Annotated in this window: 17 protein-coding genes; 13 read left to right on the top strand and 4 right to left on the bottom strand. The window is 72.3% G+C overall.

Annotation, left to right across the window (positions count from 1 at the left end; all coding sequences use genetic code 11):
* Positions 1–114: 114 nt before the first annotated feature.
* Both BL253_RS07860 and BL253_RS07855 read right to left on the bottom strand, forming a co-directional pair.
* Positions 115–1116 carry a GDP-mannose 4,6-dehydratase gene (locus BL253_RS07860; protein WP_076815019.1) on the bottom strand — a complete coding sequence of 334 codons (1002 nt, stop codon included), beginning with the start codon at positions 1114–1116 and terminating at the stop codon, positions 115–117.
* Positions 1117–1183: 67 nt separating this feature from the next.
* Positions 1184–3457, bottom strand: coding sequence for an acyltransferase family protein (locus tag BL253_RS07855; protein WP_274535193.1), 2274 nt, complete (start codon positions 3455–3457; stop codon positions 1184–1186).
* On the opposite strand from BL253_RS07855, the gene BL253_RS41780 reads away from it, so the two are divergent.
* The 4 genes from BL253_RS41780 (at position 3431) to rpsA (ending at position 9382) form a co-directional block, all read left to right on the top strand.
* Positions 3431–4036 carry a hypothetical protein gene (locus BL253_RS41780; RefSeq protein ID WP_131831457.1) on the top strand — a complete coding sequence of 202 codons (606 nt, stop codon included), beginning with the start codon at positions 3431–3433 and terminating at the stop codon, positions 4034–4036. The two genes, BL253_RS07855 and BL253_RS41780, sit on opposite strands and share 27 nt — an antisense overlap.
* Positions 4037–4372: 336 nt before the next feature.
* On the top strand, positions 4373–5803 hold the full coding sequence (locus tag BL253_RS07845; RefSeq protein ID WP_076814903.1) for a glycosyltransferase family 39 protein: 1431 nt from the start codon (positions 4373–4375) through the stop codon (positions 5801–5803).
* 136 nt (positions 5804–5939) lie between these two features.
* Positions 5940–7556 (top strand): acyltransferase family protein, encoded by a 1617-nt coding sequence (locus BL253_RS07840; RefSeq protein WP_076814901.1) that lies wholly within the window; start codon positions 5940–5942, stop codon positions 7554–7556.
* Positions 7557–7903: 347 nt separating this feature from the next.
* The gene (gene rpsA, locus BL253_RS07835; RefSeq protein ID WP_076814899.1) at positions 7904–9382 is read left to right on the top strand and encodes a 30S ribosomal protein S1; all 1479 of its coding nucleotides are present in this window, start codon (positions 7904–7906) and stop codon (positions 9380–9382) included.
* Between the two features lie 331 nt (positions 9383–9713).
* Here the strand turns inward: rpsA and BL253_RS07830 are convergent, their stop codons facing one another.
* Positions 9714–11138, bottom strand: coding sequence for a PucR family transcriptional regulator (locus tag BL253_RS07830; protein WP_076814897.1), 1425 nt, complete (start codon positions 11136–11138; stop codon positions 9714–9716).
* 346 nt (positions 11139–11484) lie between these two features.
* Here BL253_RS07830 and BL253_RS07825 point away from each other — a divergent pair, with 346 nt between their 5' ends.
* Positions 11485–12627 carry a TerC family protein gene (locus BL253_RS07825; protein ID WP_081438085.1) on the top strand — a complete coding sequence of 381 codons (1143 nt, stop codon included), beginning with the start codon at positions 11485–11487 and terminating at the stop codon, positions 12625–12627.
* A 145-nt stretch (positions 12628–12772) separates the two neighbouring features.
* Here the strand turns inward: BL253_RS07825 and BL253_RS07820 are convergent, their stop codons facing one another.
* On the bottom strand, positions 12773–13378 hold the full coding sequence (locus tag BL253_RS07820) for a hypothetical protein (protein WP_081438096.1): 606 nt from the start codon (positions 13376–13378) through the stop codon (positions 12773–12775).
* Positions 13379–13648: 270 nt separating this feature from the next.
* On the opposite strand from BL253_RS07820, the gene coaE reads away from it, so the two are divergent.
* The 8 genes from coaE to BL253_RS07780 all read left to right on the top strand — a co-directional run bounded on the left by coaE (position 13649) and on the right by BL253_RS07780 (position 20497).
* The gene (gene coaE / locus BL253_RS07815; protein ID WP_076815015.1) at positions 13649–14260 is read left to right on the top strand and encodes a dephospho-CoA kinase; all 612 of its coding nucleotides are present in this window, start codon (positions 13649–13651) and stop codon (positions 14258–14260) included.
* Positions 14261–14328: 68 nt separating this feature from the next.
* Positions 14329–15081, top strand: coding sequence for a class I SAM-dependent methyltransferase (locus BL253_RS07810; protein WP_076814893.1), 753 nt, complete (start codon positions 14329–14331; stop codon positions 15079–15081).
* 233 nt (positions 15082–15314) lie between these two features.
* Positions 15315–16394 carry a M4 family metallopeptidase gene (locus BL253_RS07805; RefSeq protein WP_076814891.1) on the top strand — a complete coding sequence of 360 codons (1080 nt, stop codon included), beginning with the start codon at positions 15315–15317 and terminating at the stop codon, positions 16392–16394.
* A 138-nt stretch (positions 16395–16532) separates the two neighbouring features.
* Positions 16533–16844, top strand: coding sequence for a protealysin inhibitor emfourin (locus BL253_RS07800; protein WP_076814889.1), 312 nt, complete (start codon positions 16533–16535; stop codon positions 16842–16844).
* 232 nt (positions 16845–17076) lie between these two features.
* Complete coding sequence (locus BL253_RS07795) at positions 17077–17424, top strand: GlsB/YeaQ/YmgE family stress response membrane protein (RefSeq protein ID WP_076814887.1); 348 nt, start codon at positions 17077–17079, stop codon at positions 17422–17424.
* A 226-nt stretch (positions 17425–17650) separates the two neighbouring features.
* Positions 17651–18865 carry an RtcB family protein gene (locus BL253_RS07790; RefSeq protein WP_076814885.1) on the top strand — a complete coding sequence of 405 codons (1215 nt, stop codon included), beginning with the start codon at positions 17651–17653 and terminating at the stop codon, positions 18863–18865.
* 184 nt (positions 18866–19049) lie between these two features.
* Positions 19050–19529, top strand: a complete 480-nt coding sequence (locus BL253_RS40180; RefSeq protein ID WP_076814882.1) for an STAS domain-containing protein — start codon at positions 19050–19052, stop codon at positions 19527–19529.
* Between the two features lie 158 nt (positions 19530–19687).
* Positions 19688–20497 (top strand): OmpA family protein, encoded by an 810-nt coding sequence (locus tag BL253_RS07780; protein ID WP_076814880.1) that lies wholly within the window; start codon positions 19688–19690, stop codon positions 20495–20497.
* The last annotated feature ends 20 nt before the right edge of the window (positions 20498–20517 follow it).

Raw genomic sequence — 20517 nt, 5'->3', positions numbered from 1 at the left:
CCCCCGGTATCACCGGTGGCGTGGCCGGCGCTGCCGCCGATGCCGCTGTCGGTGCACGGCGTCCCACCCAGGCGCTGCCGCGGGCCGGGGTGGTCGCGCCGAACCGAGGACCGGTCACCGAATCGTCAGCGCCTGCCCCGCGGTCTCCCGCTCCAGCGCGAGGTCCGCGTCCACCATCATGTCGACGAGGGCGGTGAAGGTGACCGTCGGCTTCCAGCCCAGCTTGTCCATGGCCTTCGACGGGTCACCGACCAGCAGGTCGACCTCGGCCGGGCGGAAGAACCGCGGGTCCTGCTTGACGTAGGGCTCCCAGTCGTCGATGCCGACCCGGGCGAACGCGGACTGCAGCAGCTCGCGGATGGAGTGGGTCTCCCCGGTCGCGATGACGAAGTCGTCCGGCTCGTCCTGCTGGAGCATCCGCCACATCGCGTCGACGTAGTCGCCCGCGAAGCCCCAGTCCCGGCGGGACTCAAGGTTGCCCAGGGTGATCGAGTCCTGCAGCCCGAGCGCGATACGGGCGACGGCACGGGTGACCTTCCGGGTGACGAACTCGATTCCGCGGCGAGGCGACTCGTGGTTGAACAGCATCCCGGAGCAGGCGAACATGTCGTACGACTCGCGGTAGTTGACCGTGAGGTAATGCCCGAAGGTCTTCGCGACGCCATAGGGCGAGCGCGGGTGGAACGGCGTCGTCTCCCGCTGCGGCGTCTCGCGGACCTTGCCGAACATCTMGGACGAACTCGCCTGGTAGAAGCGCATCCGGGAGACATCGCTGCCGGCGGTGATCCGCMGCGCCTCGAGGATACGCAACACACCCATCCCGGTTGTCTCGCCCGTCAGTTCGGCCTGTTTCCAGGACAGTCCGACGAAGGAGATGGCGCCGAGGTTGTACACCTCGTCCGGCTGTGAGATCTCCACAGCGCCGATCAGTGAGGACAGGTCGGTAAGGTCGCCCTCCAGCAGCTGGACGCCTGGGATGATCCGCTCGACGGTGGCTACCTTGGGGTTGGACTGGCCCCTGACCAGTCCAAACACCTCATAGCCCTTGGCCGTGAGCAGTTCTCCCAGATACAGACCATCCTGGCCGGTGATCCCTGTAATGAGCGCGCGGGGCACGATCACCCTCCTGTCTGAGTGCGGCACGCTGCCGTCGAAAAGGTTAGCGTTCGGTAAAGCACGCAGGTCAGCCGGGGGACGTGGTCGTCCCCACGAGGGGACGACCCGCATCTGTCGGACGAACCAGCCCAACAATCGCGGGAAGCAACGCCTGGCCAACGATGCGCCCACCCGGGGCGGTAATGTGCACGCCGTCGTCCCGGGTGAGGACGCCGTTCACGTGGTCCGTGTACCGGTTGCCCGGCGTGAGAACCCCGTTGAGATCCGCGATGGTCGCCACGCCCCGGTGCCGGTCGGCCGCCGCGCGCAGCAGCTGGTTGAACCGGGCCACCCGCGCGGGCTTCGTCTCCGGATACTGCGACCCGTCCGGCCCCTCGCGGACGGCGACCGCCGGTGTGGTGAACAACACCACCTTCGCCCCGCGCGCGGAGAGCGTCGTGATCGCCAGGTCCAGCTGCGCGGCGAGATAGGCGTCGAACTTCGGCTCGCCGACATGGGTCCATTCGCCGTCCATCAGCTGGTCGGTGACCTCCCAGCGGCCGGCGAGCAGCGCCGCGATATCCGGATTGACCTCGTTCACCCGCTTGGTGAACCGCGCCGGCCACTGGTCGCAACCGATCGTAGTCGGCCCGGGCTTGCCGTCCAGCTTCCTGGTCGGCAGCCGCGCCACCCCGCAGCCGAGCATGGACGCGTCCGCGAGCTGCACGTTCATGGACGCGGCGACGTCGCCGAACTGGCTGCCGAGCAGCGTCGTCGCCAGCGAGTCCCCGGCGATGAGCATCCGCAGCGGCCGGTTGCCCTGCGCGTCCGGTGCCGCCGTGGGCAGGGCCCCACCCGCCTGGACCCTCGCCGCCAGCTTCTCCAGGTCCGCGGGGCTGCGGGCGCCGGACGCCTGGGTGCTCGTCGCCAGCACCGCCACCGCGACGACACCGGCCATCACCGCCGGCGTGGTGACCATCGGCATCGGGATGCGGATCGATCGGCGCCGGATCGGGTTCTCGATCAGGTAGAACGACAGCAGGGTGCAGGCCATGGTCGCGGCGATCCTGGCGGCCAGCAGGGCGGGGCCGTGCAGGCCCGTCCGCCCCGCGGTGACGGCCAGCAGGACCGGCCAGTGCCACAGGTAGAGACCGTAGGAGATCTTTCCGACATAGGTCAGCGGCGCGATCGACAGCGCCTTCGCCACCGCCGAGCCCGGCACCTCGACGATCGCCGCGACCAGCACCGCGACGATGATCGCGACGCCGAGGAAACCGCCGGCGTACAGCCCGCGCGACTGGCCGTCGACCGTCGCCCACAGCGCCACCAGCGCCACCAGCGCCACGCCGCCGGCATACCCGAGCACCTTCTTGCCGCGCGCCGTGAACCCGGCCCGCCGCTGCGCCCGCCACACGGCCAGCGCCGCGCCGGTCAGCAGCGCCTGCACGCGTATCTCGGTGCCGTAGTAGATCCGCGACGCGTCGACGCCGACGAGCAGCAGCACGATGCCGATCAGCGCGCTCACCTCGGCGCCGAGCACGGCGACCGCCAGTGCCGCCGACTGTGCCTTGCGCCGCTGGCCCTTCCACTTGTCGACCGTGCGCGCGCTGTGCCGCATCAGCAGGAACACGATCAGCGGCCAGAGCACGTAGAACTGCTCCTCGACCGCCAGTGACCAGGTGTGCAGCAGCGGCGACGGCGCCGAGAAGTGGTCGAAGTAGCTCTGGTTCGACAGCGCGAACCGCCAGTTGGCGACGTAGAACAGCGACGCCAGCATGTCCAGGCGGATCTTCGCGATGTCGCCCGGCGCGGCGAGGAACCGCGCGTAGGCGGAGACCGCCAGCAGCAGGAGCAGGAAGGCGGGCAGGAGCCGGCGGGCCCGGCGCGTCCAGAAGTCCTTGAGATCGATGCGCCGGGTGGCCCGGTACTCGGCGACCAGCAGGCCCGTGATCAGGAACCCGGACAGCACGAAGAACGTGTCCACGCCCAGCAGGCCGCCGGGGACCCAGGACAGCCCCGCGTGGTAACAGATCACCGCGAGCACCGCGAGCGCGCGCAGCCCGTCCAGCCCGGGGGAGTGGACGATCGGCGCGAGGAAGGTCCCGGTGGTGTCGGAGTCTCCCGGGCCGATCGCGGTCGTCGCCGGCGCGGCCGCCGGGTCCAGGAGCATCAGCCCCGTGGTCTTGGGCTCCTCCTCCAGGTCGAACTCGTCGTCGCGGCCGCCCGCGCGCGCCTCTGACGGGCGCCGGGTGTAGGTCGGGTCCGGCGCGCGCGTGGACGCCGGGCCGCGCCCGCGGGCGGCGCGCTCGATGGCGCCGCGCGCGAGCGTGATGGTGTGCTGGCCGGCGTCCTCGTCGGGCACGCGCCGGCCGTCCGGAGGCGTCCCCCCACGGCGTGCCTCCCCGCGCGCGGAATCCTCGCGCCTGGGGTCCTCGCGGCGCGCGTCGCGGGGGCGTCCGCCGCCGGCGCGCGTGGACCGGTCGCCGCCGCGGGGACTCCCGCCGGGACGGCGGAGCCGATCCGACGGGAGGTCCGCCGGAGGCTCTGTCGGGGGGTCCGGATCGCCCGCGGCGCCGCGTACTCGCATGGCGCGCTCGCCGGTGGCCCCGCGGTAGGGGCCGGCGGGCGTGCGTGCCGCGTCGCGCCCACCGCGCCCACCGCGGTCGCGCCCGGAGCTGTCCTGGCCCGCGGCATCGTGGCCGCGGCCGGCGCGCCGGCCGCCCTCGCGCCCGTCGCCGTGCGAGCCGGCCCGGTGCCAGTTCCCCCGGCCCGCCCCCGCGCGAGAGCCGTCGCGGCGGTCGGCACCCGCGTCGCCGTGTTCGTTGTCGTAGCTGTCGTCCCGGTGCTCGTCACCACCATGGGCGTCACCGCCGCGGCCGTTGTCCTCGCGTCCGCGACCGTCCCGCTGGTCGTCGTCGGGGCGGCCGGCTCGGGCGGGTGAATGATCGCGGAAGCGGGCGGTGTCGGAGATCCGGACGGTGTCAGCGTCCTTGCCGCTCAGCCGGGGCCTCCTCCCGCTCGTCCGCCAGTCGAGATCGGCGGCCCGCCTTCCAGCTGACCGCTCTGCGAAGTATGCGGTAGCCCCGACGTGGTCCCGCGCGCGCGTCCTCGGCTATACCGCACCGTGAGCCTCCGGCCGCGCGAGGCTCCGCCATCGTCGCGCGGCCTTCGGCTGGTACCGCACCGTGAGCCTCCGGCCGCGCGAGGCCGCGCCTCGCGGCCAATCGTCACACCTATCGCGCTCAGATGACTGGAGGCGCCTTGGTACTTTCCGGCCGTGACCGAGACCGCTACCGCGCCGGTTCCCGCGGAGATCCCCGAGACCGGCGGCCCATGGCCGCGGAGTCAACGCTGGTGGCTGCTGTTGGTCCTGATCGTGGCTGTCGGTCTCGGTGTCCGGCTGTGGTACCTCTTCGGCTGGATGCACCCGGTGGTCGTCCAGGGCGACCCGCTCTACTACCACCAGGCGGCCAACCTCTTCGCCGACGGGCGAGGCTGGCCCGACCCGTACGAGCTCAAGCTGAACCACCGGTACGTCCCGGACGCGCAGCACCCGCCGCTGACCAGCGCGCTGCTCGCGCTGCCGTCCCTCGTCGGCCTCACGACGTTCCTCGAGCACCAGGTGTTCGACTGCCTGCTGGGGACRCTGACCATCCTGGTCGTCGCGCTGACCGGTAGGCGCGCCGCCGGGCCCGCGGCCGGGCTGGTCGCGGGTGGGCTCGCCGCCGTCTACCCCGGCATGTGGATCAATGACCCGTTGCTGATGTCGGAGACGACCGGGATCCTGGCCTGCTCGATGGTGCTCTGGCTCGCCTACCGGTTCTGGGACCGGCGCGGCTACCTGGACGCCGCCCTGCTGGGGCTCGCCACCGCCGCGGCGGCGCTCGCGCGGGCCGAGCTGCTCCTGCTCTCCGTCTTCCTGGTGACGCCGCTGGTCCTGATGGCCCGCGCGCCCGGGGGGCTGCCGGTGGCGGAGGCGGCGACGGCGTCCTGGGGGCGCAGGGCGGGGATGCTCGCCGCGGCCGGGGCGGCCTGCGTCCTGGCGATCGCGCCGTGGGCGGTCTACAACCTGACCCGGTTCAACGAGCCGGAGTACCTGTCCACGGGTCTCGGCACCACGCTGGCGGTCACGCACTGCGACACGACCTACCACGGCCCCTTTCTCGGCTGGTGGGACTTCAAGTGCATCCTGAAGATCAAGAACGAGCCGACGGAACGCTCCGAGCGGGATGTCTTCTACCGGGAGGCCGCCTACCGGTACATCGGCGACCACAAGGCCGAACTGCCCAAGGTCGCCCTGGCCAGGGCCGGACGGACGTGGGGGGTGTTCCGGCCGTTCCAGCAGGTCCGGTTCGACACGATCGAGTCGCGGCCGGCGGGGCTCAGCAAGGCGGCGCTGTTCTCGCTGTGGGTGCTGATGGCCGCGGGCGCCGTCGGCGCGGTGCTGCTGCGCCGACGCCGCGCGCTGCTGCTGCCGCTGCTCGCGCTACCGGTGGCGTTGACCGTCGCCTCGACGATGGTCTACGGGACCAGCCGCTTCCGCGCCGTCGCGGAGCCGGCGGTGGTCCTGCTCGCCGCGGTCGCGTTCGCCTCCATCCGCGCCCGCTTCGTTCCCCGCGGCCGCCACAGCGGATCCCGGGCGACGGCACGCGCCGAGCAGGCGGGCCAGGAGCGGGAGCATCCGCAGGCCCCGGCTCCGGCCCTGTGAGCGCGGCCGATCCGCTGATCACCGTCGGTCCACCCGTGGTCCTGGGTGGTTGTCCACGGCGCCTTCCGCGAGGCGGGAACGGAGCCGGCTGGTACCTTGCGACCGTGCCGGACCGCAGCCATCCCCGGCCCGCGCCATGACCGGGGCCGGKCTTCGCCAGCTCGGGCGCCCGGACGACCCGACGACCGTCGCTGTCGACGCGGGCACGACCATCGTGTCCGAGGCGCCGCAGGCTCCCGCGGACGCGGGCCCGGCCACCACGCCGGCTGGCCCGCGCCGGGACGCGACGATCTTCCCCGGGTTCGACGGGTTGCGGGCCATCGCGGCGCTGCTCGTGATCGTCGTGCACGTCGGTTTCGTGACCAACCTGACGCTGCGGACCTCGCTCGGGCCGTACGCCGCGCGGGCCGAGATCGGCGTCGCGGTCTTCTTCCTGATCTCCGGCTTCCTGCTCTACCGGCCGTTCGTGGCGCGCCACCTCGCGCTGGCCGACCACGGCGGCGGCCGGGACGTCCCCGACGCCGGAGGCTTCCTGCTGCGCCGGTTCATGCGGATCGTCCCGCTGTACTGGCTGGTGTTCGTGGTCAGCCTGGTCGTCGTCACCGACAGGATGCTCGTCGCGAACATCCCGAGCCTGATCGAGTGCCTGCTGTTCGTGCAGGGCTACCGCAAGTCCTGGGCGCTGCAGGGCCTGACCCAGGCCTGGTCGCTCGATGTCGAGGTCGCGTTCTACCTGTTCGTCCCGCTCTACGCGTGGCTGCTCGGCCGACGGGTGCGCACGCCGCGCACCCAGCTGTGGCTCGAGCTGACCGGCGTCGCCGGGCTCTACCTGGTGGGCACCCTGGTGCACTGGCGGATGATCGGCACAACCTTCGGGCCAGCCGACAACTGGTCGGTGTGGCTGCCGGTGTGGTGGGACCTGTTCTCCTCGGGCATGTTCCTCGCGGTCGTCTCGGCCTGGTACGGCCGGCAGGGGCGCCACCCGCGCTGGTCGACGCTGCCGTTCTCCGGCACGGTCTGCTGGCTGCTCGCGGCCGTCTGCTACTGGGTGGCCAGCCGGAGGATCGGGCTGCCGCTGTGGCCGATCTACGACGTCACCGTCCGGACGGACATGGGCAAGCACCTGTTCTACGGGCTGTTCGGCTTCTTCCTGCTGCTGCCGGCGGTGTTCGGCCCGCAACGGCGAGGGCTCGTACGCCGGTTCCTGGCCAGCCGGGTGATGACCTTCCTCGGTTCGGTCTCCTACGGCATCTACCTGTGGCACCAGACCGTCATCGACGTGGTGATGGCGCGCGGCGGCTGGAAGATCTGGCAGGTCTCGTTCCTTCCGTTCTTCGCGGTGGTGGTCGTGATCACCGTGGCGCTCTCGACGCTGACCTATTACCTGGTTGAACGGCCATGCCAGAACCTCGCGCGCGACTGGGCCCGGCGCTGGAAGAACCGCCCCCGCCGCGACCGCGGCCGCGCGGTGAGCGCGCCCAGCTCCTCGGCCAGGCACAGCGCCTCGCCGTCCGGCCGTCCGGCTCCGGCTCTCCTGGTGCCCGTTCTCCCTACGCCGGCGTCCGCGGTGTCCGCGTCGACGACGCCGGCGTCCGCGGCGGCCCCGGCGTCCCCGGCGATGGGGTCGACCCGTGAGCTCCTGGTCGCGGGCGGACCGGACGAGACAACCATCCCGCCCCTCCCCGAGCCGCACCAACCGGATAGAGTCGGGTGGCGGGATGACACGGGCGGCCGTTTCGCCTCGAGCGACTGACCGTGGTCGCCGCCTCGTAGCCAGATTTCCCATGCTGTGACGCCGCCTCGGAGGGCCGCCCTCCGGACCCCCGATGCCGGGCTTCGCCCGGCCTGCGAAGTCGCGGGGTCCTTCGGACGTGGACCTGCCACAGGCTCCCGTTGACCTCGCCGGAGAGGCTTCCCTAGACTGGGAGTCAGCACGAGGGTCTGTGGGTCTCGGACCGAGCAGATCCACCGAGCAGTCGTTATCGGTTCTGACAGTGTCGTTGTCAGCGCAATGTCGTTGTAGCGCGTTCTCTGTCCCTCCGTCCCGGCGGTTCGACCCGGCTCTCGCGCTGACGTCAACCCCTAGTCGGARCCGACCCCTTGACGAGCACCACCGACGTTCGACCCGTGGAGAMCGTGACCAGCCCGCAAAGCCCGACCACACCACAGGTCGCGGTCAACGACATCGGCTCGGCCGAGGACTTCCTCGCCGCGGTCGACAAGACGATCAAGTTTTTCAACGACGGTGACATCGTCGACGGCACCATCGTCAAGGTGGATCGCGACGAGGTGCTGCTGGACATCGGTTACAAGACCGAGGGTGTCATCCCGTCCCGTGAGCTATCGATCAAGCACGACGTGGACCCGCACGAGGTCGTCTCGGTCGGTGACCACGTCGAGGCTCTCGTCCTCCAGAAGGAGGACAAGGAGGGCCGGCTGATCCTGTCCAAGAAGCGCGCTCAGTACGAGCGTGCCTGGGGCACGATCGAGAAGCTCAAGGAGGAGGACGGCGTCGTCACCGGCACCGTCATCGAGGTCGTCAAGGGTGGTCTGATCCTCGACATCGGGCTGCGGGGCTTCCTTCCCGCCTCGCTGGTGGAGATGCGCAGGGTCCGCGACCTCCAGCCCTACGTGGGCCGCGAGCTCGAAGCCAAGATCATCGAGCTGGACAAGAACCGCAACAACGTGGTTCTGTCCCGCCGGGCCTGGCTGGAGCAGACGCAGAGCGAGGTTCGCTCGGAGTTCCTGTCGCAGCTGGCCAAGGGCCAGATCCGCAAGGGTGTCGTCAGCTCCATCGTCAACTTCGGCGCGTTCGTCGACCTCGGTGGGGTCGACGGTCTGGTGCACGTCTCCGAGCTGTCCTGGAAGCACATCGACCACCCGTCCGAGGTGGTCGAGGTCGGCCAGGAGGTCACCGTCGAGGTGCTCGACGTCGACCTGGACCGCGAGCGGGTCTCGCTGTCGCTGAAGGCGACGCAGGAGGACCCGTGGCGCCAGTTCGCCCGGACGCACGCCATCGGCCAGGTCGTCCCGGGTCGGGTCACCAAGCTCGTGCCGTTCGGCGCGTTCGTCCGCGTCGACGAGGGCATCGAGGGTCTGGTCCACATCTCCGAGCTGGCCGAGCGCCACGTGGAGATCCCGGAGCAGGTCGTCAACGTCGGCGACGAGATCCTGGTCAAGGTCATCGACATCGACCTCGACCGGCGCCGGATCAGCCTCTCGCTCAAGCAGGCGAACGAGGCCTCCGGGCTCGCGGGCGACGGCGAGACGTTCGACCCGAGCCAGTACGGCATGGAAGCCAAGTACGACGAGGCGGGCAACTACGTCTACCCCGAGGGCTTCGACCCCGAGACGGGCGAGTGGCTGCCGGGCTTCGAGGAGCAGCAGGCCGAGTGGGAGCGGCAGTACGCCGAGGCTCAGACCCGCTTCGAGGCGCACCAGGCGCAGATCCGCGCCGCCCGCGAGGCCGAGGCCGCCGCGGTCGCGCCGAGCTCCTACACCTCCGAGTCGCAGCAGCCGGCCTCGGCGATCGACGAGGAGGCGCTGCGCCGCCTGCGCGAGCAGTTCGGCAGGGGCTGACGGAGCCGACCCCTGCTCGCTGCGCGCGATCGGGGGTGGCCTGTTCGCACTCTGACGAGTGCTCCCAGGCTCCCGCGTGATGTTGCTCCGGGGCCGAGCCCCGGACCCCACGGTCGGGGGCTTCGCCCCCGACACCCCTCACGGGGTAACTGTGGGGATGGCTTGATGTGAAAGCGCCCCCGCCGGGTTCCGGCGGGGGCGCTTTTGTCTCCCCCGCGCGGCCGCGTGCTCATCCTGTCCGGCGTTACGGGGCGTCCTGTCAGACGTCAGCGCTACGACCAGCATCGTTTCGTGACGCTGACGTCTGACAGGACGTTGGGTCTCTCAGGCGCTACTCGGTGCCGGTCCAGGCCAGGAGGCGGGCGCCGAGCACGGCGGTCTGGAGGACGTAGCGGTCCGCCGGGGAGGTGGGGTCGTGGCGGGTCAGCTGGTGGATGCGGGCCAGGCGGTAGGTGAGGGCGCGGACCGAGAGGTGCAGGCGGCGGGCGGTGGCCAGGGCGACGGCGCCGGTGGCGAAGTAGGCGTCCAGGGTCTCCAGCAGCTGGCCGGGTCCGCCGCGGGCGCTGCGCAGCGGGCCGAGGACGGTCTCCACCAGGTCAGCGAGTGGCTCCCGGTCGCGCAGGAGCACCTTGTAGATCAGCAGGTGGTCGGTGTGCACCGCCTGGCCGGTCAGGCCCAGCCGGGCGGCCAGCTCGGCGGCGCTCGACGCCTCGCCGAAGCCGATCCGCACGCCCGTCACGCCGGTGCGCGCCCGGCTCACCCCGACCCGCCAGCTGGGAACGCCCGCCAGCGCCGCCGTCAGGGCCGCGACGGCGCGCGGCGCGCCGGGGGCGGCCGCCGCCGCGACGGCGGGCAGCGGCGTGAACCCGGAGGCCCGGCCGCCGCCCGCGGTGCTGTTCGGGCCGTCCCGGCCGCCCGGCCGCGCTGAGCCGGGCGAGCCCAGCCCGGCGGCGACGGCCGGGGCCGGGCTTCCCGGTGTCTCCGGCGGGACGGCCGGGGCGTCGGCCTCCGCCTCCTGCGGGACGACGCAGACGAGCTGGCCGCCCTTCGCGACCACGAGCGGTGGCGTCAGGCAGGTCATGCCGAGCGCGGCGTCGACCGCCCTCGGTGTCCCGCGACCATCGACGAACCGGCGCTCCCCGGCGGCGACGAGGACCAGGTGCGGAGCCTCCAGCCGTAGCCCGAACGCCGCGGCCCGCTCGAGCACGAGGCCCGGGTCGGTGGCGGTGCCGGTGAGCAGGTCGTCGACGAGCTCGCGGCGCAGCGCCTCCTCGGCCCTGGCCCGGGCGGTGCGAGCAGCCTCGTAGCCCTCGCAGACGGCCGCGACCGCGTCGTCGCTCGCTCGCAGGACCGCGCCCGCCGCGGCCCGCGTCTGCTCGGCGGCGCCCGGTGCGTCGTCCCGCGGCCCGGTCCGCCGCCCGGCGGTCCGGGCCGCGGCGGTCCGGCCGGGCGGGAGACGGGTCGCCGGCAGCGAGGGCCAGGCCCGCCAGGTTGCGGAGAGGTACAGGTCGACGAGGGCTCGCAGCGACGCGCCCGACTCGGCCGCGGCCTGGCCCAGCTCCCGGAACCGGGCCAGCTCGTCGACGGTCAGCCGCCGGCCGGTGCCGGCGGCGGAGGCGAGGGCCGGGAGGTAGTCGCCGAGCAGGCCGGCTGGCAGCCGGGCGTCCTGGGCGGCGAGCACCGCGGCGCGTGGCAGCCGGGTCAGGCTCGTCCCCGGCAGGCCCGCCGCCTCGCTGAGCTCGTCGTCGACCGTCATCCGCCCTCCTCTCGCGCACGGGCCGCCGCCCGGCCACTCGTGGCCCAAAAGGCGAGCACACGGTGCGGCACCGCCCGGTCTGCCACGGCCGCGCATGCCTTCTTCTTGCCGAGTGTCGGCAACTTGAGGATAGCGATTCCCACCAACATTGGTGCGCTGCTGCCGGGACCCGGAAGGGTTCCAGGCGTTGAACTGGATGCAGGTCAGGTTGACGCCTCGACGGAGCCCGGCGCGGACCGGGATCGCGAGCCGGACCCAGCCCGACGGCCGGACCCGCCGTCCGCGACCCGCCGTCCGCGACCGCCCCCCATCCGCCGACTACCCGGACTCTCTAGGAGACTCAGCCGTGCACGTCCCCTTCTGGGCCTGGGCAGCCTTCGTCGCCGCCCTTGTCGCCCTTCTCGCCGTCGACCTGCTCGCGCACCGGCGGGCACACGTCATCAAGCTCCGCGAGGCGGCGCTGTGGAGCGCCCTCTGGGTGAGCCTCGGAATCGGGTTCGCCTTCGTCATCTGGGCCTGGCAGGGGCCGGCCGCGGCCGGTGAGTACACCGCCGCCTGGCTGCTGGAGAAGAGCCTGTCGGTCGACAACCTCTTCGTGTTCGCCCTGATCTTCAGCTACTTCCGGGTGCCACGGGAGTTCCAGCACCGGGTGCTGTTCTACGGCGTGCTCGGCGCGCTGGTGCTGCGGTTMGCCTTCATCGCGGGCGGCATGGCGCTGCTGAGCGCCTTCCATTTCGTGATCTACCTGTTTGGCGCGTTTCTGGTCTACACCGCGATCAAGATGGTGCGGGACTCCGGCGTCGACGTGGACCCGGGGCAGAGCCGCGCGGTGCGGCTGCTGCGCCGCGTCGTCCCGGTGACCGACGAGTACCAGGGCCAGCACTTCCTGCTGCGCCGGGCCGGCAAGCTCGTGGCCACGCCGCTGCTCGCGGTCCTGGTCGCGGTCGAGACCGCCGACGTCCTGTTCGCGTTCGACTCCGTGCCGGCGGCGCTGGGCGTGACCGACCAGACCTTCCTCGTCTACACGGCGAACGCGCTGGCCATCCTCGGCCTCCGGTCCCTGTTCTTCCTGCTCTCGGGGGCGCTGGACCGGTTCCATCACCTGGGCACGGGCCTCGCGGTCATCCTCGCCTTCATCGGGGTGAAGATGCTGCTCACCGACGTCGTGCACATCCCGATCGCCGTCTCGCTCGGCGTGATCGGCGTGCTGCTGGTGGCCTCGGTGGTCTGGTCGCTGGTGACCCCGCCGCCGGCCGACGACGAGGACGCCGGCGACGGCGACGACGACGGCGAGAACACGGCCGGCGCGAAGATCGGCGGCGCGGGCGGCGCTGGCGAGGACGCCGCCGTCACGGCTGCCGGCGCGCCGGCGCTGGCCGGGGTCGGCGCGAGCCAGCCGGACGGCCCCGGCACGGCGGCCGGCCCACTGGAGCCGGCGGCGGCGCGGGACACCGAGGCTCCGAGCGGCCCGCCCCGGGCGGGCGGCTGACACGGACACCGCCGGGACGCGACGACAACGGAGTCTCCCGTCCCGGCGAGGAATGCCCCGGGGCCGGCACACCACCTGTGCCGGCCCCGCGGCCTGTGCGCGGCCGGGGCCGGCGCGGCCGGCGCGGCGGGCACGGCGGCCGGTACTAGCCGGGCTCGCCTCCGGCCGCCCCGGGCTGCGCGGCGCGCCGGCGCACGCGGGACCGGACGGCCTGGACGGCCAGGCGCAGCGCGCCGACGGCGAGCAGGAGCAGCAGGCCCTCGGTGGCGTGGCTGTCCAGCCAGGTGACCAGGCCGCGGGCCCAGGGCGCCACGGCGCGGGCCGCCAGCAGGTAGGACGTCGTCGAGATGACCGTTCCCGGGATGAGGAAGCGCAGGAAGCGCCGCCAGGGGACGTCGCCGCCGCCGAGGGCCGCGTCGACGGCCGCGTTGGTGTTGACCAGGCAGAAGTACAGCAGGGCCCGCTCGGTCGAGCGGCGCGACAGGGCGTTCGCGAGGCGCTGGCCACCGGGACGCAACRTCATCAGCGAGCGCAGGTTCGCCCTGGCGATCCCGAAGTAGCCGATGTCGACCAATGCCCGCAGCGGTATCGCGATCAGCAGGGTCGGCAGGACCGGGGCGGAGCCGCCGACCAGCAGCAGGATCGACGGCGTCGGCCGCAGCGCGACGAGCAGCAGCGGCGCGCTTGACGCCAGCCGGGTCGACAGCGCCAGGCCCAGCACACCGCCGCCGATGAGCACCGCCAGGAGCACGGCCGGCCACACCCTGGCCGCCCAGACCCCGGCCGCCCACGGACCGGGTCGGGCCGGCGCCGGTGCCGGTGCCGGTGCCGGTGCCGCCGGTGCCCGCGAAGCCGCCGGTGCCCGCGAAGCCGCCGACGCCGCCGGTGCTGGCGACGGGCCCGGCCCGGTCTCGATCGGTGCCGGCTGCTCCTCCACCGGTCCAGCATGCCCGTCCCGTGCCCTCCGCCCGTCCCCGTGCTCCCCGCCGTCGGGTAGGGCAGACTCGGCGGCGTGCTGACGGTGGGACTTACCGGTGGAATCGGGTCGGGCAAGAGCGCCGTGTCGGCCCGGCTGGCGGAGCACGGCGCGGTGGTCGTCGACGCGGACAAGCTCGCGAGGGATGTGGTCGCGCCTGGCACCCCCGGGCTCGCGGCCGTCGCCGAGGCGTTCGGACCGGGTGTGCTGCTCCCGGACGGCGGCCTGGACCGCGCGGCGCTCGGGCAGATCGTCTTCGCCGACCCGGCGGCGCGCCGGCGGCTCGAGGGCATCACTCACCCGTTGATCCGGGATGAGACCGCGCGGCGGTTCGCCGCCCCGGTGCCGGACGCGATCGTCGTGCACGACATCCCGCTGCTGGTCGAGGCCGGGATGGGGGAGGGCTACGACCTGGTGGTCGTCGTCGAGGCGCCGCGCCAGCTGCGGCTGGAGCGACTGGCCAGCCGGGGCCTGCCCCGTGACCAGGCCGAGGCGAGGATGGCCACCCAGGCCGACGACGCGGCGCGCCGCGCCGTCGCCGACGTCCTGCTCGACAACTCGGGTGACCTGACCGGCCTGTACGCCCAGGTCGACGCCCTCTGGCATGATCTCGTCGCCCGCCGCGATGCCGGGCCAGGAACRGACGCCCCGCTGTGACCAATGGCCAGAGCCATGAGTACAGGAGGATCATGTATTTAGATTCGCTAAAGAAGTAGCGTCCGCATATGGCACGCGAATGGGACGCCACGACGTACGACAGCCTGCCCCTCCCGCATGAGCGGTGGGGACAGCGCACGCTGGCCCGGCTGGAGCTGGACGGCACCGAGACCGTGCTGGACGCGGGTGCCGGTACGGGTCGAGACACCGTCGCGCTGCTGGAGGCGGTGCCGGATGGCCGCGTGATCGCGTTGGATGGGTCCGAGAAGATGCTGGCCGCGCTGCTAGCCCGGCTGGCTGACCGGCCGGACCTGCGTGACCGCCTGACGGTCCTGCGCGCCGATCTGACAACGCCCCTGCCGCTGCGTGAGCAGGTCGACGTTGTCTTCAGCGTCGCGACCTTCCACTGGATCCCCGACCATGACGCGCTGTTCAAGAACCTCGCCGCCGTCCTGCGCCCGGGCGGCCAGCTGGTCTTCGACTGCGGGGGCCACGGCAACATCGCCGCCGTCGAACGGGTGCTCGGTGATCTCGTCGCCGACCGGCCGCCGGTCTGGCCGTTCGCGGCCGCCGAGGAGACCGCTGACCGGCTCGCCGCGGCGGGCTTCGTGGGTGTCGAGACCTCGCTCGACCCCGACCCGACGCGGCTCGACGACCCCGCCACGCTCCGCCGCTTCCTGGAGACGATCATCCTCGGGATGGACCTGGACCGGCTGCCCGTCGACGAACGCGCGGGGTTTGTCAACGCCGTCGCGGAACGGCTGCCCGAGCCTGTCATTGACTACGTCCGGCTGACCGGTACCGCCCGCCGGGCCGGCTGAGGCCGACGGAGGCCGACGGAGGCGGGCACCGGGGCGACCGCCTGAGACAGCCGGACGGCCCCGCGGCCGGGATCAACGTCATGGCCGCGGGGAGGTGTGTCATGCCGGAGATGGGTACCAAGGCTGGACAAGGTGCGCCGGAGGCGGAAAGGTCGGTCACGTTGCGCACCATCCGGGGGCTGGGCTGGCGCGTACGTGTCGCCCGGCCCTGAGACCGCCACAAGGGAGCCGACGTGCACCTCGAGCCCCGCAGCATCGCGACCACCCGGCAGACGCCCTGTGCGCTCCCGCCGAACATCCTTGAGCGGATCATCCGCAACGGCACCGAGGAGCAACGGGACTGGGCGCTGGGCACCCTGTCGCTGGACACGACCAACCGCATGGTCCGGCTGCAGACCGCGCAGATCGCGGCCGCGCTGCCGCGGCGCCGGCCGCGCCCGGTGCCGGCGTCGCCCTCCGCGCGCCGCACGATCGCCGACGCCCAGAGCACCGAGACGCTGCCTGGCAAGACCGTGCGCACTGAGGGGCAGGCGTCGGTCAGCGACGTCGCCGTGAACGAGGCCTACGACGGGCTGGGCGCCACCTTCGACTTCTACTCGGCGGTCTTCCACCGCGACTCGATCGACGACGAGGGCCTCGCGCTGCTCGCGACGGTCCACTACGGCGACCACTACGACAACGCCTTCTGGAACGGCGAGCAGATGGTCTTCGGTGACGGGGACGGCGAGCTGTTCAACCGGTTCACGATCTCGCTCGACGTCATCGGCCACGAGCTCACCCACGGCGTGACCGAGGACGAGGCGGGGCTCGCCTACCTGAACCAGGCGGGCGCGCTCAACGAGTCGGTCAGCGACGTGTTCGGGTCCCTGGTGAAGCAGTACAAGCTGGGCCAGAAGGCGGGGGACGCCGACTGGTTGATCGGCGAAGGCCTGCTCGCGCCCGGTGTGCAGGGGGTGGCACTGCGTTCGATGAAGGCGCCGGGAACCGCGTTCGACGACCCGGTCCTGGGCAAGGACGACCAGCCGGCGAACATGTCCGGCTACGTCCGCACCACCTCGGACAACGGGGGCGTGCACACCAATTCGGGTATCCCGAACAAGGCGTTCTACAACGCCGCGATCGCCTTCGGCGGCCACGCCTGGGAGAAGGCCGGCAAGATCTGGTACGAGACGCTGCGCTCGCCGCAGCTGCGTACGAACGCCTCATTCGTCGCGTTCGCGAACCTGACCGTCACCCAGGCCAGGACGCTCTTCGACGCCGACGCGGTCAGGGCCGTCCAGGATGCCTGGCGCGCCGTCGGCGTCAAGATCTGATTCTGCGTCAGGACCTGACAGCCCGCGTCCGGTCTCGCCGGGGGCACGGGGCTGTCGGCCCTGTCTGGGGCCGGCACCTCGCCGGGCCTCCGGCGGCCGGAGGCCCGGCCGCCGCGTGCGCGGGAGGACAATCGCCGTATGACTGAGGCCGAGCGGGTGCGAGTCGTGCTGGAACGATCCGGCGGGTTCGCCGGCCGAACGATCCGGCGCGGCCTGGACACCGAAGACCTGCCCGCCGTGGAGGCGGACCGGCTGCGGGCGCTCGTCGCCGCGCTCCCGGCGACCTCCGGGCCGGTCGGGGCCACCGCGCCCGACCGGTTCACCTACGCGGTCGAGGTGGACGTGAGTGGCCGCCGCGGGTTGCACCACTTCGCGGAGCCGGTCCCCGCCGAGGCCAGGGACCTCGTCCAGCTGCTCTCCCGGGCCCCGCTGCTGCCCGCCTCCCGTTAGGCGGGTGGAGCCTCGCGGGAGGGCCGCCCGGTCCCTCGCCGGCCGGGTACCGGCCCGCCATCGGGGACCAACTCGCCCGTTTGACGATCGACTCCCCGAAAAATGGTCCAGGGCAGGCACGGTCGGTTCTCGCGAAGATTCCTCTGGGTTTTTCGCGCCTCTCACCCAGCGTTTCMGGGGTGAGGTCTCGGGTATTCCACTGGCCTTACCGTCGAGCACGTCGGAGGCTGCCGTGTTCCAAATCCTGTGGATCGTGATCGGCGGGGCGATCGTCGGTCTGCTCGCCCGCGCGCTGATGCGTCGGGGGAGCGTCCCGCTGTGGGCGACCGTCTGTCTGGGTATTATCGGCGCCCTTGTCGGTAATGTCATCGCCAGTTGGATCGGGGTACGCCACACCGGCGGAATCGACTGGATCCGCCATATTCTTCAGATCGGCGTCGCCTGTGGGCTCGTCGCGCTGGCCGCCCCGTTCTTCCTGCGCAGGCGCACCGGGGGCGGCGTCGGCGGCGGGCCGTCGATGTTCGGCGGTGCTGGCCGCCGCTCCCACAACCGCGACCGCTCGCACATCGACCTGCGGTAGTCCCCCGGGTGAGCAGCCCGGTTCTCCCAGTCCGCCGGCCGAGGGCGCCCGAGCCCCGGCCGGCGGACGCATGCGCGGGGAAAACGATTTGTCCGTTGCCGAACGGTCTCGCATGCTTGTCCGGCGCGCATACCTGAGCCGGCAGGTTTCCGGTGACGACGACGCGCGGACGGACGGCCCGCGAGTGGAACGCCTGCCCGCCGCATGGAAATAGGAGCAACAAGTCATGAGTCCCGTGGCCCGGCTCGGTGGTGGGCGGTCGCCGATCTGGATGTGGACCCGGCCGGAGGGCGTGGAGAGCGCCGCTCTGGACCAGCTGCGCGCGATCGCCTCGCTTCCCTACATCCACCACCACGTAGCCGTCATGCCGGACGTGCACCTGGGCAAGGGCGCGACGGTCGGCTCCGTCGTGGCGATGCGGGAAGCCGTCTCCCCGGCGGCCGTCGGCGTCGACATCGGCTGCGGGATGGCCGCGCTGCGCACGAGCCTGACCGCGTCCGACCTGCCGGACGACCTGGGCGCGGTGCGGTCCGCCATCGAGGCCGCCATCCCGGTAGGGCACCGCCATCACGCCGATGTGTCCACCAGGGTTCGCCGCAGCGCCGACCTCTGGGATGCCTTCCCGGGTCTGCACCCGAAGGTCTCAGGCCTGCTCGGCAGGGCGATGACGCAGCTCGGCACCCTCGGGTCGGGCAACCACTTCATCGAGCTGTGCCTCGACGCCGACGACGCGGTCTGGATGATGCTGCACTCCGGCTCCCGCAACATCGGCAAGGAGATCGCCGACGCGCACATCAGGGTCGCCAAGGGCCTGGCCCACAACACCGGCCTGCCCGACCGGGACCTCGCGGTGTTCCTCGCGGGCACGCCGGAGATGGCCGCCTACCGCCACGACCTGCGCTGGGCGCAGGAGTACGCGTGGCGCAACCGGCAGACCATGCTCGCGCTGTACGCCGACGCGCTGCGCGGCTTCTTCCCGTCGCTGCGGGTCCCGTGCCCGCCGGCCGAGGGCCCGCACATGGGCGAGGCGGCCTTCGCGAACGTCAACTGCCACCACAACTACGTCGCGGAGGAACATCACTACGGCGCCGACGTGCTGGTGACCCGCAAGGGCGCGATCTCGGCGCGGGCCGGCGAGTACGGCATCATCCCCGGCTCCATGGGCACCGGCTCGTACATCGTCCGCGGTCTGGGCAACCCGGAGGCGTTCGCGTCCGCGCCGCACGGTGCCGGGCGGCGGATGAGCCGGTCCAAGGCGCGCAGGACGTTCACCCTGGACGACCTGCGCACCCAGACGGCCGGCGTCGAATGCCGCACCGACCCCGGGGTGCTCGACGAGATCCCCGCCGCCTACAAGGACATCGACGAGGTCATCGGCTTCAGCGGTGATCTTGTCGAGGTGGTCGCGCGGCTGCGTGCCGTCCTCTGCGTCAAGGGCTGAACCGGGGGCGGGACCGCCGCGGCCGTCATGGTCATGGCTCATGGACGGAGGACGTTCACCGGAACGGACCTTACGGTGGGTCCCGTTCGTTGGACAATACGTTCCAGCACATGGCGGTTCCGGCCGGCCAGTGGCCGCGTGTCACGACGTGGCCACTGGCCCCAGGGGAACAGGGAGGGCACCCGTGCCCGACGTCAGAGCGGTTCCAAACGACTACCTCACCGGCCCCGCGAGCCCGGCGGAGCCCCTCGGCCTCGCAGAGGCAGACCCGGCAATTCCCGCGCAGTCCGCCGCCTACCACAGCTTCGACGCCGAGCGGCTGGAGATCCAGACCGGCGCGATGCGCGTCGCCGCCACCTTCGAGCCACCGATGCTCTCGATCGACGGCGACATCGACGTGTCGGTACTGCCGGCACTCGTCGGCACACTCGCGAAGGTCGCGCACCACGGCCGCGGCGACGTCCGCATCGACCTGGCGCGGCTGCGCCGCGTCGACGTCGGCGGCCTGCGGGCGCTGGTGGCCTCCGCGGGCAACCTGAACCGCGACGGGCGGCGCCTCGTGCTGCACGCCGCGGCGCCCTGGCTGCTCGGCCTGCTCATCGTCACCGGCTGGGACGACGCCCCCGGCCTGCGCGTGCTCCCCGGCCCGGTGCCCGCCGGGTAGCAGCGGCTCGGGCACTCAGAAGCCCGGATCCCGACTGTTTCCGGGAGATGAACCAGGTCAGGGCCTCTGTCGCCGCACCTGTCGGCTACGCGGCATAGAGATCCTCTGGGCACCAACTGTGTCTAACGTCCCACCATCGCGCAGCTTTGGGGGACAGAATGAAACGAGAGATCGCGACGTCACTGCTGGCGGCCCTCGCCGCCGCCGGACTCCTGCTCACCGCTGGCTGCGGAGGTTCCTCGGGGTCGCCCGGAGACAAGGCCACCCCGAGCGCGTCGACCTCTGCCGCGCCCGTCCAGGCGACGGCGGCCACGCCGTCCGAAGAGCCGTCCGCGGACGCCTCGTTGCCGCCGGGGGCCCAGCAGGGCCTGTTCGACCTCAACGACGACGGGACGCTCGACCCCACCTGCGGCACCGAGGACTTCGGCGCCGGGCTGGTGCTGCGCATCCCCTGCGGGGACTTCAGCGGGTACGCCCACACCCCGGAGGACGGGACCACGCTGGTGCCGAACTCGCTCTACCGGCTCCCCGGGCCTGACGTCGACCTCACCGGGATCTCGGGCGGGAACCTCCAGGCCATCGACGAGACGGGCCGCGAGGTCTTCATCCTGATCTTCAACAGCGATGCCCTGTTCGAGACCGGAAGCGACGTCATCGGCAGCACCGACACGATGGACGCGACCATCAGGCTGATCAACGCGCACTATGCCGGCGGCGAGATCAAGGTGCGCGGGCATACCGACGCGACGGGCTCGGCGAGCGTCAACCAGCCCCTGTCGGAGCGCCGGGCCGCCGTCGTCCAGCGTTATCTCACCGACCACGGCGTTCAGGCCGCCTCGGTCACCTCCGTCGGGTTCGGGAGCACGCGCCCCCTGGTCGAGGAACGTAACCCGGACGGCTCCGTCAACGCGGCGGGCCAGCGCTTCAACCGCCGCGTCGAGATCGTCGTCCGCCTCCCGAAGAAGTAGCGCCGGCCAGGCGTCGCCTG

Origin of the sequence: Pseudofrankia asymbiotica, assembly GCF_001983105.1 — a bacterium.
Lineage (GTDB): Bacteria > Actinomycetota > Actinomycetes > Frankiales > Frankiaceae > Pseudofrankia > Pseudofrankia asymbiotica.
Note: the sequence above shows the minus strand (reverse complement) of the source record. Positions and strands in the feature narration are given on the sequence as shown.